This window comes from Wolbachia endosymbiont (group A) of Gastracanthus pulcherrimus (genome assembly GCF_964028265.1).
In the GTDB taxonomy this organism is placed as follows: Bacteria; Pseudomonadota; Alphaproteobacteria; order Rickettsiales; family Anaplasmataceae; genus Wolbachia; species Wolbachia pipientis.
Genome location: NZ_OZ034763.1, coordinates 988,338 through 1,002,690 on the forward strand (window position 1 = coordinate 988,338; position 14,353 = coordinate 1,002,690).

The 14,353-nt window shown below is 36.7% G+C and carries 16 protein-coding genes and 1 tRNA gene; 3 read left to right on the forward strand and 14 right to left on the reverse strand.

From position 1 onward, the window contains the following. Nucleotide 1: 1 nt before the first annotated feature. The 6 genes from ABWU47_RS05125 to ABWU47_RS05150 all read right to left on the reverse strand — a co-directional run bounded on the left by ABWU47_RS05125 (nucleotide 2) and on the right by ABWU47_RS05150 (nucleotide 5,021). Nucleotides 2-157, reverse strand: coding sequence for a hypothetical protein (locus ABWU47_RS05125; RefSeq protein ID WP_167347043.1), 156 nt, complete (start codon nucleotides 155-157; stop codon nucleotides 2-4). Nucleotides 158-490: 333 nt separating this feature from the next. Beyond that, nucleotides 491-793, reverse strand: coding sequence for a type II toxin-antitoxin system RelE family toxin (locus ABWU47_RS05130; protein ID WP_236717735.1), 303 nt, complete (start codon nucleotides 791-793; stop codon nucleotides 491-493). Beyond that, the gene (locus ABWU47_RS05135) at nucleotides 771-995 is read right to left on the reverse strand and encodes a hypothetical protein (RefSeq protein ID WP_010962565.1); all 225 of its coding nucleotides are present in this window, start codon (nucleotides 993-995) and stop codon (nucleotides 771-773) included. The genes ABWU47_RS05130 and ABWU47_RS05135 overlap by 23 nt, the downstream gene beginning before the upstream one ends. Nucleotides 996-1,089: 94 nt before the next feature. Next, nucleotides 1,090-2,796 (reverse strand): arginine--tRNA ligase, encoded by a 1,707-nt coding sequence (argS, locus tag ABWU47_RS05140; RefSeq protein WP_077188093.1) that lies wholly within the window; start codon nucleotides 2,794-2,796, stop codon nucleotides 1,090-1,092. Between the two features lie 95 nt (nucleotides 2,797-2,891). After that, nucleotides 2,892-3,110 carry a hypothetical protein gene (locus ABWU47_RS05145; protein WP_077188094.1) on the reverse strand — a complete coding sequence of 73 codons (219 nt, stop codon included), beginning with the start codon at nucleotides 3,108-3,110 and terminating at the stop codon, nucleotides 2,892-2,894. A gap of 195 nt (nucleotides 3,111-3,305) precedes the next feature. Continuing rightward, the gene (locus ABWU47_RS05150; RefSeq protein ID WP_077188095.1) at nucleotides 3,306-5,021 is read right to left on the reverse strand and encodes an ABC transporter ATP-binding protein; all 1,716 of its coding nucleotides are present in this window, start codon (nucleotides 5,019-5,021) and stop codon (nucleotides 3,306-3,308) included. Between the two features lie 928 nt (nucleotides 5,022-5,949). Here ABWU47_RS05150 and ABWU47_RS05155 point away from each other — a divergent pair. Next, the gene (locus tag ABWU47_RS05155) at nucleotides 5,950-6,813 is read left to right on the forward strand and encodes an Rpn family recombination-promoting nuclease/putative transposase (RefSeq protein WP_265023279.1); all 864 of its coding nucleotides are present in this window, start codon (nucleotides 5,950-5,952) and stop codon (nucleotides 6,811-6,813) included. Between the two features lie 194 nt (nucleotides 6,814-7,007). Here ABWU47_RS05155 and ABWU47_RS05160 read toward each other — a convergent pair whose 3' ends face one another. Genes ABWU47_RS05160 through ABWU47_RS05180 form a run of 5 tightly spaced genes read right to left on the reverse strand, consistent with a single transcriptional unit; the run spans nucleotide 7,008 to nucleotide 10,439 of the window. Then, nucleotides 7,008-8,123: an FtsW/RodA/SpoVE family cell cycle protein gene (locus ABWU47_RS05160; RefSeq protein WP_077188098.1), complete on the reverse strand. Its 1,116-nt coding sequence runs from the start codon at nucleotides 8,121-8,123 to the stop codon at nucleotides 7,008-7,010. Next, nucleotides 8,120-8,836 (reverse strand): bifunctional demethylmenaquinone methyltransferase/2-methoxy-6-polyprenyl-1,4-benzoquinol methylase UbiE, encoded by a 717-nt coding sequence (ubiE, locus tag ABWU47_RS05165; RefSeq protein WP_006279624.1) that lies wholly within the window; start codon nucleotides 8,834-8,836, stop codon nucleotides 8,120-8,122. Before ubiE ends, ABWU47_RS05160 begins: the two co-directional genes overlap by 4 nt. A 53-nt stretch (nucleotides 8,837-8,889) precedes the next feature. Then, nucleotides 8,890-9,753: a lipoyl synthase gene (gene lipA, locus ABWU47_RS05170; protein ID WP_077188099.1), complete on the reverse strand. Its 864-nt coding sequence runs from the start codon at nucleotides 9,751-9,753 to the stop codon at nucleotides 8,890-8,892. Beyond that, nucleotides 9,746-10,060, reverse strand: a complete 315-nt coding sequence (gene rpmB, locus ABWU47_RS05175) for a 50S ribosomal protein L28 (protein ID WP_006279619.1) — start codon at nucleotides 10,058-10,060, stop codon at nucleotides 9,746-9,748. The genes lipA and rpmB overlap by 8 nt, the downstream gene beginning before the upstream one ends. A 37-nt stretch (nucleotides 10,061-10,097) precedes the next feature. Further along, nucleotides 10,098-10,439 carry a DUF721 domain-containing protein gene (locus ABWU47_RS05180; RefSeq protein ID WP_064125521.1) on the reverse strand — a complete coding sequence of 114 codons (342 nt, stop codon included), beginning with the start codon at nucleotides 10,437-10,439 and terminating at the stop codon, nucleotides 10,098-10,100. Nucleotides 10,440-10,755: 316 nt separating this feature from the next. On the opposite strand from ABWU47_RS05180, the gene ABWU47_RS05185 reads away from it, so the two are divergent. Further along, nucleotides 10,756-10,974 carry a hypothetical protein gene (locus ABWU47_RS05185; protein ID WP_182366768.1) on the forward strand — a complete coding sequence of 73 codons (219 nt, stop codon included), beginning with the start codon at nucleotides 10,756-10,758 and terminating at the stop codon, nucleotides 10,972-10,974. Between the two features lie 242 nt (nucleotides 10,975-11,216). Here ABWU47_RS05185 and iscX read toward each other — a convergent pair whose 3' ends face one another. The 3 genes from iscX to rpsD form a co-directional block, all read right to left on the reverse strand. Beyond that, nucleotides 11,217-11,417 carry a Fe-S cluster assembly protein IscX gene (gene iscX, locus ABWU47_RS05190; protein ID WP_077188100.1) on the reverse strand — a complete coding sequence of 67 codons (201 nt, stop codon included), beginning with the start codon at nucleotides 11,415-11,417 and terminating at the stop codon, nucleotides 11,217-11,219. 30 nt (nucleotides 11,418-11,447) lie between these two features. Beyond that, a tRNA-Leu gene (locus ABWU47_RS05195) sits at nucleotides 11,448-11,534 on the reverse strand. Nucleotides 11,535-11,543: 9 nt separating this feature from the next. Beyond that, a complete protein-coding gene (gene rpsD, locus ABWU47_RS05200; protein ID WP_010962555.1) occupies nucleotides 11,544-12,158 on the reverse strand; it encodes a 30S ribosomal protein S4 in 615 nt (204 codons plus the stop codon). A gap of 113 nt (nucleotides 12,159-12,271) precedes the next feature. Between rpsD and tkt the strand changes: the two genes are divergently transcribed. After that, on the forward strand, nucleotides 12,272-14,344 hold the full coding sequence (tkt, locus tag ABWU47_RS05205; protein WP_077188101.1) for a transketolase: 2,073 nt from the start codon (nucleotides 12,272-12,274) through the stop codon (nucleotides 14,342-14,344). Nucleotides 14,345-14,353: the final 9 nt, after the last annotated feature.

Below are 14,353 nucleotides of genomic sequence, written 5' to 3' on the forward strand. Positions count from 1 at the left end.
GTCATTCCAGTGCCCCTGTGATGTATTCCAGTGCTTGACACTGGAATACAGTTTTCCATATAATCTCATCGAAAATGTTGTAACCACTTTCCATGCTAGTTTGCTTGTGAACAAGCAAACTTTTCTGGATCCCAGTGTCTGGACACTGGGATGACAAGAGAAGGTACTAGCCTGACACCCTGACAACCGTCATCCCGCTGCTTGTTAGCGGGATCTATGCTAATGCCCTTTTATTCTTTCAATTATGTTATTTCCATTTAAATCTGTCTGTTCCGCAACTTCAGTGAATACAGTTGAATACTCCCTAAAACTGATTGTCATAACTTTACCCTACTTTGAATAATATTTTGATCATTACATATTGTAACAAAAAAAATCAACTCATTTCTTCTAACGGCTCTATATTAAAGATAGAAAGTCCAGAAGCAATGACGTGTGCTAAGGCTTGGACAAGTTGCAGCGGTAAGGTTTAAGTTGTCTTCTTATATTTTTAATTGTGTAATCTCCTGTGTTTGTAAATGTTTTTTCTATGCCCCACTGCAGTAATAAGTACTCTGCGCTCTGAATGATTTATGCTGTAAATTATACAGTAGTTGCTAACCCTTATCCTATATTGCCCTCTAAAGCTATGACATAAAGGCTTTCCTAGATTAAAAGGATCAACTGTAAGGCGTTTCTTTATGGCCTCCTGAACCATTAATTTAATCTTTGCCGGAAGAGCTGGAATTTCTTTTTCAATAACATTTTTTAAGAATTTTATAGTGTAAGTTTTATTTCCAGATGTTTTCATCATCCTCTACTTCTTCTTCACCTTCAGAGAGGCGATCGTCAGCTATTTTGGATAGCTCTACATCTTCTTCGAACTCTTCTTCCACTAAATCTACTAAAACTTCAGGAATAGTTTTATTTTGAGTCTCTGCCATTTCTGTAAGATACTGAGCCAATTTACTGTCAAAACTTACATTAACATTGAGCTTTTTTTGACTGTGAGCCATATATTAACCAGAAAATACTACTATAAACTATAACATTTTTACTTAATTTTGTCAACTTCTCTATTCGTTGAAAAAACAATCTTGCATAAAAAAATCAACTCATCTCTTCCAAAGGCTCTATATTGAAGATAGAAAGTCCAGAAGCGATGACGTGTGCTAAGGCCTGCACGAGAAACATTCTTGCAGCGGTGAGGTTTAAGTTGTCTTCCAGTATGAAACGCATGTTTAAATCACTCTTGCCATACCCCCATAAAACGTGAAACGCTTCTGCAACTTCAAGTAAGTAGAAAGTAATTCTGTGTGGCTCACAAAGCCTTGCTGCAATTTCTACCACATCTGGCCACTTTGCTAAGGTTTTTATGAGGAAGAGCTCTCCACCTGTCCTTAAAAGTGAAGGATCTGCTGTTGGGAGCTCTTTTGGAGCATTACGCATTAACGAATGAGCACGAGCATGCGCATATTGCACGTAAAAAATAGGGTTGTCTTTTGACTGTTCTTTAACTTTAGCAAAATCAAAGTCCAAGACCATATCATTCTTGCGTGTTAGCATTATAAAACGAGTTATGTCCCTGCCAACTTCTTCCACTACATCTCTTGCTGTTAGGAAGTTTCCTGATCTTTTGGACATCTTAACAGGTTTGCCGTTCTCGAAAAAATTCACAATATTATGCAGTTTTACCTCTATTTTTGCTTGATCATCACTGAGCGCAGAGACGACTGCTTTAAGTCTTTTGACATAACCGCCGTGGTCACTACCAAGCTCTACGATCATATTGTTAAAACCACGTGATATCTTATCAAAATGGTAAGCGATATCCGAGGCAAAATAAGTCCAACTGCCGTCCTCTTTCTTCAATGCACGGTCAACGTCATCACCAAATTTTGTAGAGCGAAATAGCATCTCTTTTCTGGAAGTCCAATTTTCGCTTTCTTTGCCTTTTGGTTTCTCCAGGTACCCTTCATACACTAGACCCTTGTCAGACAATATCTTTATACTCTCTTCGATTTTGCCACTTTTTTGTAGCTCATACTCTGAAGTAAAAACATCATGATTTACTCCAAGTAAGTTCATGTCTTCCTTTATGAGTTCTAAGATAGAACTTAAAGTATAGTCTCTAATTATCTGATTATCTTGCTTTTTTAGAAGCTCCTTGCCATATTTTTTAGCCAACTCCTCCCCTATCGGTTTCAAATATTCACCTGGGTATAAACCTTTTTCGATGCTAATCTTCTCTCCCAGAGCTTCTTTATATCGAAGATACACTGACTTTATTAGTGTATCTATCTGCGCTCCAGCATCGTTAATATAGTATTCCTTAGTAACTTTATAACCAACTTTTTTCAATAAATTTGCCAGAACGTCACCAAATACTGCCCCTCTTGCATGACCAATATGCAGTGGACCAGTTGGATTTGCAGATACAAATTCAACATTAATGGCCTGATTGTTCCCTATATCTAGGGTGCCAAACTCTGTTTTTAGCTCATTTATTTGTTTTAAAATCCCATGCCATACTTTTATTTTTAAGTGTATGTTGATGAAACCAGGGCCCGCTATTTCCACTTTTGCAACTTCATCAAAAAGTTCAAATTCTTTGGCTAAAACCTCTGCAATTTCAATGGGATTCTTCTTTTCATGCTTTGCGAGCACCATAGCAACGTTTGTGTAAATGTCTCCATGTGCTCTGTTACTTGGGGGTTCTACGATAAAGTTTGTTGTATCTGTATTTATAATACCCCTTTGCTTCAACTCGTTTAATTTACTCAAAATTAAGGAAGAAGCCCTTTTGAAAATGTTCATCAACTAGAAAAACTATGAAAACCTCCAACAATATAGCGAATAAGTGGGGCTAGTTGAAGGTTTATCTTAACTATTTTATCTTCCTGGATCAGAGTTTATATTAAGTCGTTGCCGTAACCATGGTAAGAGAAAGCCATACCTTCACTGTAACCATCATTACCAGCATCAGGTTCTTTAACATCATCAGTTACTACCTGATCTTCAGTTGTGATTTTATCCTTGATCGTCTCGTCTACACCCTCATCACTATAAGAAAATTTGTTAGTATATGAATAGCGATTATTGATTTTATCACTATAGTTATGTTTTAACATAGAGACCTCCTATACAGTCAAAATTGGAATTACATTAAGATAGAACAAGCTATGAATATAACGTGAATGAAAGAAACTACAGATCACGAAATTTCCGGATAACTATGGAACCATTATAAAATAATAAAATTAAAAATTTAATAATTTTAATTATAAATCTAGCATATCAACTAACGGTATGATTTAAATTTTCTTTCAATTCCACTGTATCTTCGCCAGTTTTGCATATAGCCCGTCTTTACTTATTAGAGAGTCATGAGTGCCTACTTCTTCTACTTTTCCATGATTAATTACTATAATCTTGTCAGTCTTGAGTGCGGTTGATAGCCTGTGTGTAATTACGATTGTTGTTCTGTTTTGCATTAACTTGCTCAATGCTTTTTGCACGAGGTTCTCACTTTTGTAATCAAGGGCAGAGGTTGCTTCATCCAGTATTAAAACCTGAGGGTTTTTGAGTATGGCTCTTGCTATTACAATACGTTGTTTTTGTCCTTCAGAAAGTTTTAATCCTCTTTTTCCTACAAATGTATCAAATTTATCAGGCAGCTTATCAATAAATTCCATCGCATAAGCGCTGATGGCTGCTTGCTTCACTTCCTCATATTCGGCACCTGGTTTGCCATATAGTATATTTTCCATTATTGAGCAAGAGAATATCATGTGATCTTGTGGCACTAAGCCAAACAACGATCTGAGGTCATTTAGCGCAATTGACTTAATGTTGTGCCCATCGATAGTAATGCTACCTTTGTTTGGATCATGAAAACGGAGCAGAAGCTTTAAAATGGTGCTTTTACCACTGCCAGATGGTCCAACAATTGATACTGCTTGACCTGCCTCTATAGAAAATGATACGTTATTTAACGCTGGCTTATCAGACTGAGATTCATAAAAAAATGTTACACCATTAAACGAAATTCCTTTTTGAACACTACAAATTTTTATAGGATCATCGGGATCTGCTATAGAGCTTTTCATATTTTTAAATTCAAATAAACGCTCTACTATTCCAAGACCTCGTTGTAAATCACTGATATTATCACTCAAATTATTTATAGCTCCTGCTGCGAGCGCTGAATAAAACACAAATGAGGAGAGTTGTCCAATAGTTATATTATTGCTTAAGACTTCTTTAATACCAAAAAAGAGCAAAACAACTAGTGAACCTATCACACACGTGATAACTAGAGTTACTAAAATAGCACGCAAGAGTACTAATTTTACGTATGATTTTGATACTGAGTTTAAATGTTCCTTAAAACGGATTTTTTCGTTTTCCTCGAGTACAAACGATTTGATAGTCACTATAGATCTAAAATTTTCCTCACTAAATGACGCAAGCTCACTTAATTTATCCTGAGCAAAGCGTGCATAGCTACGCACTTTTTTTCCAAGTGAGGTCATGATAATGAGTAGTATAGGTATTATTGCGGCTGCATACGCAGTTAGTTGTATATTTGTATATAATAACATAGCAACACTGCCAATCAGAATCACAAAATTTCGTAATATGGTTAGTAAGCTGCTGTTTATTATTGATTGCAGCACAGAGGTATCAGTAATTAACGCTGAGATAACATCTTGTACGCCTGTGTTCTCAAAGAAACTTGGTTGCAAGTTAGTGATACTGCTATATAAGTCATATCTGATTCTTGCGATAACTTTCTCGCTGCCAATGCCAATGAAATATAACCGAGTAAATGCAGTGAGAGAAATGGCTAAAACTATAAGTATTGCAACTAATAGTTTGGTAGTAAAATCTTGCTCTGTGCCAGAATCAATTATATTGCTTAAGCCTCTGCCAAAGAGGAGGATCGTTAAGGCTGAAAATAAAACTGCAATAAAAGCTATGACAAAATAGGATAGATTAGGCTTTATATAGTAAAATAACTGCCTAATATTAGATCGCATCTTATTTTAAAGTTTCTAAAGTTAAGTATATAGATTTTAGTTTCAGGGGAAAGGGGAAAGGTGTAGTATGAAGCAATTTAGGTTCTGCAGCTGTTATAGTCCACCAAGAAAGGGTAGTAGCCCGCAGAAACGAAAAACTTGCTTGACAAACTCCGCCAGTCCTCTTATCATGGTATTGAAGGTGTTCAGTTATCTTCATCTGTGCAGATTAAACAGCAAGAAAACGACGTGGTTGGCGTCTTATTTTTAATTTTTTGCACTATGTGCACCTTATGTCTTCACAACATTTCTAGGTTTTTACCTATATAAGCTGAAACGCGCTTATAAGTCGTTTAAGACAGTATAGTACGCCAATTTGCAGGATTAGAGAGTGACAACTAGCTAACACGGGGTTTCTTTTGCCTTTTTTTCTGCTTAGTAAATTTCTTAAACATTTAAACTAAGGTGAGTTGCATTTAAAAGCAGCTAAATTGCAGTGTTTAAGACTTAAAAAACGCCAATACTGAAAATAGACAATGACTAGGGCTTCTTTTGCCTTTTTTTTCGTTTGGTAAATTTCTTAATGTTTATGGCTAAACGACAACCGTCATCCCGCTACGTGTTAGCGGGATGACGGTTCGTGGCGGCGTGACGATAAGCTCGTCATCCCGTTGCTTGTTAGCGGGATCTCTTGTTAGCGGCTGAGATACCGCGAATGAATCGCGGTATGACGGTTCGTGGCGGCGTGACGATAAGCTCGTCATCCCGCTACGTGTTAGCGGGATCTCTTGTTAGCGCCGCGGCGGTATGACGGTTTGCGGTGGTATGACGATAACCTCGTCATCCCGCTACGTGTTAGCGCCACGGCGGTATAGCTATACTTAAAAATATGGTTGAATAGTTGTTAATAATAGTGTATGATTATTAATCTTTTCTCAGTATTTTTACTATGGCTCTTTCTAAATTTCTCGATCCAAAATTGGACCTAACATTTAAAAAAATATTTGGTACTGAGAGAAATAAGAATATTCTTATTCATTTTTTGAACGATATTTTAGGATGTACTGAAGTCAACACTATACAAGAAGTAGAATTCTTAAGCACCATTATGGACCCTGAAATTGCTTCTGATAAACAAAGCATTGTTGATGTTCTTTGCAGGGATTCTAGTGGGAACAGGTATATAATTGAGATGCAGCTCACTCGTGATAAAGGCTTTGAAAAACGCGCACAACTTTATGCTGCTAAGGCTTACTCAAGACAAGCTGATAAATCTGGTAAATACGTTGATTTAAAGAAGATTTTCTTTATCGCGATTTCAAATTGTACCTTATTCCCTGATAAGCTTGACTATATATCTAGCCATACCATAAGAGATGAGAAAACCAATGAACATGACTTAAAAGATTTTCAATTTATCTTCATAGAGCTGCCAAAATTTCCTAAGAGTAGAGCAGAACAACTAGAAAGTGTAGTAGACCGTTGGCTATTTTTTTTCAAATATGCAGATGAAACAACGGACGAAGATCTCAGAAAAATTGCGGAAAAATCACCAATAATAAAGCTAGCATATGATGAATTAGATAAGTTTCACTGGAATGAAAAAGATCTAATAGCTTATGAAGAAAGAATAATGGATCTGCGCAAAGAAGAAGCCATTCTTGAATACAGACTTGATCTTGCTAAAGAGGAAGGTAGAAAAGAGAGGGAAATTGAAGTCGCAAAGAATCTACTTAAAGCAGGTGTTTCTTTTAATATTATAGCTCAAACTACTGGTCTTTCTATGAGTGAGATCAAAGAATTGCAGAATTAAGTGTGAATGGTTACGAAAAATATAAGTTTTTGCGATAAACGACATAGTGATGTATTTGTTGTTCAGCATGTCAGTGGAATATTTTCTGAAAAATTTCCACATAACTCTTTCAGATTTCATAATATCTCTTGCCACTCATCTGAACAGATACCCATTTTGGAGGGATACCAATAATAGTTGTGAGCGGTACAAGTTTAGTCCATATACCTTCCAAGCATAACACGCTCACGAAACTTTAATGCGATAGCTTGGTTTCTACTGAAAGACAGCATTATGCCAAGTGCGATGCTCGAAGATAAAAGAGAAGAACCACCATAGCTAAGTAATGGCAGGGTTATGCCGGTGGTTGGAAAAACACTCAATGTTACCCCTATGTTTATTATGAATTGTGTGATGAATTGAATTGAGATACCGAGAATCACCAACAGATTAAATAATTCATTTTCCCTATATGCAATGTAAAGCAAGCGGGCGGAAATGATGCCAAATAACATCAATGTGGCTAAGCACGTAATCAAACCAAATTCTTCTGCTAAAACAGAAAACACAAAATCTGTATGGCAATCAGGAAGAGAGGCTTTTACGCTACCTTCACCAGGTCCAACTCCAGTTAATTGACCTCTTTTGAATGCTTCTAATGATTTTGTGACTTGAAAGTTATCGCGTTGCGTAAAAAAGACAAAATTGTAAATCCTTTGCTTTATATGTGGGAGGCATAAGTAAGCTATTGTAGTTCCAGTTGTGGCCATTCCTATTATGCATAGAAAGTATAAAAGTGGTATACATGCAATAAACATTTGACCAATAAAAGAATATGTTAAAAGCATAGACATACTGAAATCAGGTTGCAAAAGTAACAACACAAAAACTAACAGAAATATTATGATTGATATGTGTATTTTAAACTTCATTTCGCTGGCCAAGATACTAGCTATAACAACAGAAAAAAATGGCCTTACGAACTCAGATGGTTGAACTGAAATTTTGACAATATGTAACCATCGTTTCGCACCTTTTACCTCTATACCAAGTATTATCGCAGTTGCTACTAGAATAGTAAATAAAGCGAAACCTGCGAATGAGAGGTTAAGTATAGTTCTTGTGTTGAGAAAAGAAAATGTCACCAAGGTAATTAGTGACAGGACTATATAAATTGTATGGCGCCGTATAAAATAATCTTGTGGTAAAGAAAGACGCTGCGCAATTACAGGGCTTGCTGAATAAACAAGAATGAAGCTTATAGTGAGCAAAAAAAACACTGGAAGGATGAGATAATAATCCAGCGTTCTATACCAGAGTTTAATATTCATTTTGTTCCAATGTGTAATGCCACTATTCCATAGCTCATATTATGAAACTCAACATTCTTAAAACCTACCTCTTCAATTTCCATTTTAAAATCAGCCTGAGTTGGAAACTCTCTAATGCTCTTCACTAAATATTCATAAGAACTCTTGTCTTTAGCAACTATGCTGCCAATTTTAGGAATTACTTTAAATGAATATAAGTCATAAAGTTTGGTAAATATCTCATTTTGATAGTGCATAGGGGCAAATTCTAAGCAGATAAATTTCCCATGTGGTTTTAATACCCTGTGCGCCTCATTTAAAGCCTTCTTGCGGTCAGAAACATTTCGAATACCAAAAGCTATTGTGCAATAATCAAATTCGGAGTCTTCAAATGGTAAACTTTCTGCACTTGCACATACCCAATCAAAATTAATTTGGTTTGAATTTATAGCTTTATCACGTCCTCTGTTTAGCATGTTTTGATTTATATCGCATACTGTAACCTTAGCACTTGGCTCTTTTCTTACTACTCTTATTGCTATATCTCCAGTTCCTCCAGCAACATCTAAAACCTGAGAGTTTTTTGTAAAATGCACACTATTTACCATCTTATCTTTCCATAATCTGTGCATTCCGAGGCTCATTATATCATTCATGGTGTCGTAGCGACTTGCCACGGAATCGAATACCTCTTTAACTAATTGTGATTTCTTCTCGATTTTTATAGTAGACATTACGTAAAAACTCCTTTATAATTAGCAAAAATTAATTTGAATTAACACAAATGTCAACGACAGGCCTTGAGCCTGTTAAAATCTTCTTCGGCGTGGTATGATGACCGAGTTAGTGGGCTTGATGCAACCACTAGGAACCCTTTGGAGTAAGCAATATATTTATAATGCTCAAATTCCTCTGGGGTAACATACCTATCAAGTTTTGCATGTTTTGGAGTTGGTTGTAGATATTGACCAATTGTAATAAAATCAACCTCAGCACTGCGCAAATCGTCCATAACCTGCAGTATTTCCTCTTTTGTTTCTCCAAGACCGACCATAAGCCCTGACTTTGTGAAAACTTTGGGATTAATCTGCTTTACCATCTTCAGTAAATATAGTGAATGAAAATAGCGAGCTCGTGGTCTTATTTTTGCATACAATCTCGGCACTGTTTCAATATTGTGGTTATAGACATCAGGTGATGCAACAGCGATTGCTTCAAATGCTCCTTTCTTATTTAAAAAATCAGGAGTTAAAATCTCTATTGTTGTTTCTGAAGTTATCTTTCTAATTTCTTCTATGCACTGTATAAACTGATTTGCGCCACCATCTGGCAAATCATCACGATCAACGGAAGTAATAACAACATGCTTTAAGTTTAACTTTTTTATTGCTTTTGCTAAATTTTCTGGTTCATGAGGATCTAGTTTATCAGGAATGCCAGTTGCAACGTTGCAAAATGCACAAGCACGAGTGCAAACAGAACCGAGAATCATTACAGTAGCATGACGTTTATTCCAACATTCACCAATGTTTGGACATGCAGCCTCTTCGCACACTGTATGCAAGTTATGCAGTTTAACGATGTTTAAGGTCTCATTGAATACTTCACCGGTCGGAGCTTTTGCTCTGAGCCATTGAGGTTTGTTATGCATCTGAAACGGCTAACTCTACCTCTTGCTTTACTAAAACTTTTTTCAACCTTCTTTTTATCTTCTGCGCTTTCTCACTTAGTTTAATCGTTCTTGTGTTGAGCAAAAAAGCATCCAAATCACCTTTGTAATCTATAGTTCTCAAAGTTCTTGTTGCCACACGAAATCTAAACTTTTTATTTAATATATCACTTGTCAACGTAACCTTATGTAAATTTAAAAGAAAGGTACGCTTTGTTTTACGATTCGAATGTGATACCTTATTACCAAAAGATTTTTTTCTATTTGTTAATTCACAAACTCTACTCACTTCAATATACCAAATTATTCTATGTACTTAGATTACCTTATATAGTCAAATAGTCAATACTCTCTTGCTTAATTTTTATACCATATACTGCTTTATAGCCAAAAAATATCGTAATTTTTTCTATTATAAGAGAAATCATATGCTGAATTTCCAATGCTTTGCTGCCATTTGTTACTACCAGATGCAACACACCCGAATTTATATTCTGTGCATATGAGATCTTTTTCGGTTTTGTACACTCTGCTATTTCTTTCCCTACTATATTTCGCCAGTTTAAAATCAGACGTATTTCATTTTTACTAATCTTATTTTTCATGCATTTTAATGCATAGTTTTCAATTATAGACTTTAATTTTTTTGGACCGCTGTGTTTGAGCATTTTTCTGTTTTGTTTCTAGTATAACTAAATAAGTAAGGTTTACCACTACATTGGATTTCTTAAAGCCCTGTCATTCCAGTGCGTACTGCACAAACATTGTAATTTGAGTCCACCAGGGAGGATGTCATCCCAGTGCTCAGACACATAGCTGTACGAACATTCATTTTTGAAGGTAAATTGCACAGCAAATGGTGTCATTCCAGTCTGGAATCCAGAAATTTTGCTTATAACTGAGCTGATGAGCTAAAGGTAGTTGTCTTACGCTAAAATAAACGTTTTTAATTAAGTTGCATAGAACCAGTGTCTGGGCACTGGGATGACACCCCACTGGTGGGAATTGCTCCCAAACTACAACGTTCGTACAGTTGTGTGCTCAGACTACTTGGATCCAGAAAAATTGATTGTGCACTATACAACATTTTCGATCAAAAGCTGGATGCCAGTGTCAAGCACTGGCATGACACCATTTGCTGTGTTTAACAAAAATAAATGTTCGTACAGTTGTGTAGCTGACACTGGGATGACAACCTTCTAACTGCTTTACAAACCTCTAGCCTCACACCATAAAAGCAGTATTTTTATGTAAAATTTATCTCAACGTAGCACTTGTCAAGTAAGTCGTTCCATTCAAAAATTTTTGTTTTGCCTCATAATTAACCTTATAGCTGTTTTAATTGTAATTGGTTAAATTATTATTAATTTGCCAGGCTAGATCCAAAAAATAGCATAATCAATATGCAAATTGTAATAGAAATCACGTTTGCGTATGGTTTATTGCTATGCGGTTAATCTTTCCTCAATCCAAGCTGCTTGAATAGCTTCGAGTATTTTTTCGTTACAGCGTTTTTCATCATCATCAAATTCCTCTAAACTCAAGACCTTTTTTTTAAGCTCAGTGAATCTGATACTAATTATATTCTCATCTGGAAATTTTTCCTCCAGAGCTTCTACAATATCTTCTATATCAAACCATTTCATACTTTTTTGTATTTATCTGCTAAGTTAAATTGGTGCCCATGGGGAGACTTGAACTCCCAAGGTCGCAAAACCCACGGATTTTAAGTCCGCTGCGTCTACCGATTCCGCCACACGGGCTTTTTTTATCTATCTAGAGTAAAACTCTACTACTAAATTGACTTCCATGTCTGCTGAATAAGGAACCTCAGAATATTGAGGTGACCTCAAATACTTCACTGAATGCTCTTTACTATCTGCTTCTAAATAATCCGGAGCCTTGCGCTCTTGTTTTTGTTCAGCCTCTACTACTACAGGGATTTTTGCTGCCCTTTCTCTTATTTTTATTATATCACCTGGCTTCACTCGATAACTCGATATGTTAACCACCTTATCATTAACTGTAACGTGCTTATGAGATATGAGCTGCTTTGCTGAGTAAATTGTTGGAACAAGACCAGAGTGGTATAAAACAGAACTTAATCTCGATTCTAAGATACCGATAAAATTATCAGCCGTATAACCCTTTCTGTTATAAGCATCTAAAAATGTACGTCTGAGCTGCTTACTTGAAATCGCATAGTAAAACTTAAATTTCTTATGCGCAGCAAACTGCTTACCAAAGTCGGATAACTTCTTGAATCCAAGAATACCATGTTGACCTGGAGGGTATTTCCTTTTGTTTACCGGGTCTTTAGCTCTACCCCATAAATTTACACCAAGTCTACGGCTAATCCTATACTTTCTAGTGATAACAGTTGTCATATAAAAACTCTCACGATTTAACTTTAGATTATTAAGGATTTTAGCACTCAGTGTCAACTTGTTTTTGCTGATATAATCTTTTATACTTCATTTTTAAGTTTTTCTATTAACACATGAATCATTCACATTTAAAATCTATGGCAAACGCCATCCGTTTTTTATCAATTGATGCAGTACAAAAAGCAAACTCTGGACACCCAGGTATGCCACTTGGCATGGCAGATGTTGCAACTGTTTTGTTTGCTAAATATCTGAATCATAATCCTGATGATTCTAAATGGTTCAATAGAGATCGCTTTGTTTTATCAAACGGTCATGGGTCAATGTTACTATACTCAATATTATATTTGACAGGTTATATTAGCATAGATGAGCTAAAAAACTTCAGGCAAATGGGATCCAAGACCCCAGGTCATCCAGAGTTCGGCTTGACTTCCGGGGTAGAGGCAACAACAGGCCCGCTCGGTCAGGGGTTTGCCGCTGCTGTTGGCATGGCACTTGCTGAATCAATCCTTAAAAAGCAATTCAGAATCAATCACCACACTTACGTGATGCTAGGGGATGGCTGTCTTATGGAAGGAATAAGCCATGAAGCAGCATCACTTGCTGGGCATCTTAAATTGAATAAGCTCATAGCTCTTTTTGATGATAATGATATCTCTATAGATGGCGCTACTTGCCTTTCCTGCTCTGATGATGTAGAGAAACGCTTCTTAGCGTATGGATGGAATGTTGACAAAATTGATGGCCACGATTTTGATGCCATATCCTTTGCAATAGAGCAAGCAAAAAAGTCTGGTAAACCTACAATGATCTGCTGCAAAACCATTATCGGAAAATTTTCAAGCCGTGCTGGCACATCCTCTGCTCACAGTGGTGCTTTTTCGGAGGAAGACATAAAACAGATGAGAGAGAAATTAAACTGGAATTATGAACCATTCCATGTACCAGAAGATGTGAAAAATGCCTGGAAGAAAACTGTTGAGAGAGCAAAACAAAACTACACGATGTCATTCCAGCGCGTAACGCTGGAATCCAGGAAAGAAGAAAAAGAATGGATCCCAGTGTCAAGCACTGGGATGACAAGAGAGAGTACTGGGATGACAGAAGAGAATGCTGGGATGACAGGGTATCATGCAGAACTTCAAAGACGGTTAGATAAACATCTACCAGATAATATCGCTGGTGTTTTAGCTGACCTGAAGAAACAAATATGTGAGCTAATGCCAAACGAAGCTACTCGATCTTCTTTCGGCAGAGTAATGGAACTTTTAACTGAGTCTATGCCGGAATTAATCGGCGGTTCTGCTGATCTTACTGGGTCAAATTGCACTAAATATAAGCACATGCAGGTAATAAATAGCAATAATTATAGTGGCTCTTATGTCCACTATGGAGTGAGAGAGCACGCTATGGCAGCATGTATGAATGGTATGGCACTTCACGGCGCGATTCTTCCTTATGGCGGCACTTTTTTGGTATTTTCCGACTATTGTCGTCCTGCTATACGTCTTTCAGCTCTGATGAAGCAGCAGGTTATGTATGTCATGACTCACGACTCAATTGGAGTGGGAGAAGATGGCCCAACTCATCAGCCAATAGAGCATTTAGCCTCTTTGCGTGCTATACCAAATCTATATGTTTTTAGGCCAGCCGATGCAGTTGAAACTCTTGAGTGTGTTAGCATTGCACTCGAAAAGAAAGAATCTCCAGCACTGTTTGCGCTCTCAAGGCAAAACGTAAGTTACATGCGCAAGTTCTACTCTGATATCGATCAATCTGCTAATTTATCGAAGTTTGGTGCATATATTTTGTGTGAATGTTCAAAAGAATTAAAAGTGACGATATTTGCTACGGGGTCCGAGGTTGAAATTGCAGTTGAAGCAAGGGAGAAATTGCAGGAAAAGGGTATAGGTACAAGGATTGTTTCTATGCCATGCTGGAGGCTTTTTGACGAGCAAAGCGATGAATATAAAGCGGCAATATTAAATAATGACAGCATTAAAGTTGCAATTGAAGCCGGAAGTGAAATGGGTTGGCATAAATACATAGGTTCAAACGGTATATTTATTGGCATGAAAAGCTTCGGAGAATCAGCACCTTATAAAACACTTTATGAGCATTTTAATATCAGTGCTGATCACGTAGTAAAATGTGTGTGTGAGAAACTGGTTTACATTGAGTAGACTTCTTGC

Bases quoted from the DNA above. Each gene is read 5' to 3' on its own strand.
- ABWU47_RS05180 (WP_064125521.1), bottom strand. From the start codon at position 10,439: ATGCTCAAACACAGCGGTCCAAAAAAATTAAAGTCTATAATTGAAAAC.
- ABWU47_RS05155 (WP_265023279.1), top strand. From the start codon at position 5,950: ATGGCTCTTTCTAAATTTCTCGATCCAAAATTGGACCTAACATTTAAA.
- ABWU47_RS05185 (WP_182366768.1), top strand. From the start codon at position 10,756: ATGACACCCCACTGGTGGGAATTGCTCCCAAACTACAACGTTCGTACA.
- ABWU47_RS05150 (WP_077188095.1), bottom strand. From the start codon at position 5,021: ATGCGATCTAATATTAGGCAGTTATTTTACTATATAAAGCCTAATCTA.
- ABWU47_RS05145 (WP_077188094.1), bottom strand. From the start codon at position 3,110: ATGTTAAAACATAACTATAGTGATAAAATCAATAATCGCTATTCATAT.
- ABWU47_RS05130 (WP_236717735.1), bottom strand. From the start codon at position 793: ATGATGAAAACATCTGGAAATAAAACTTACACTATAAAATTCTTAAAA.
- ABWU47_RS05135 (WP_010962565.1), bottom strand. From the start codon at position 995: ATGGCTCACAGTCAAAAAAAGCTCAATGTTAATGTAAGTTTTGACAGT.
- ubiE (WP_006279624.1), bottom strand. From the start codon at position 8,836: ATGTCTACTATAAAAATCGAGAAGAAATCACAATTAGTTAAAGAGGTA.
- iscX (WP_077188100.1), bottom strand. From the start codon at position 11,417: ATGAAATGGTTTGATATAGAAGATATTGTAGAAGCTCTGGAGGAAAAA.
- rpsD (WP_010962555.1), bottom strand. From the start codon at position 12,158: ATGACAACTGTTATCACTAGAAAGTATAGGATTAGCCGTAGACTTGGT.
- tkt (WP_077188101.1), top strand. From the start codon at position 12,272: ATGAATCATTCACATTTAAAATCTATGGCAAACGCCATCCGTTTTTTA.
- argS (WP_077188093.1), bottom strand. From the start codon at position 2,796: ATGAACATTTTCAAAAGGGCTTCTTCCTTAATTTTGAGTAAATTAAAC.
- ABWU47_RS05160 (WP_077188098.1), bottom strand. From the start codon at position 8,123: ATGAATATTAAACTCTGGTATAGAACGCTGGATTATTATCTCATCCTT.
- lipA (WP_077188099.1), bottom strand. From the start codon at position 9,753: ATGCATAACAAACCTCAATGGCTCAGAGCAAAAGCTCCGACCGGTGAA.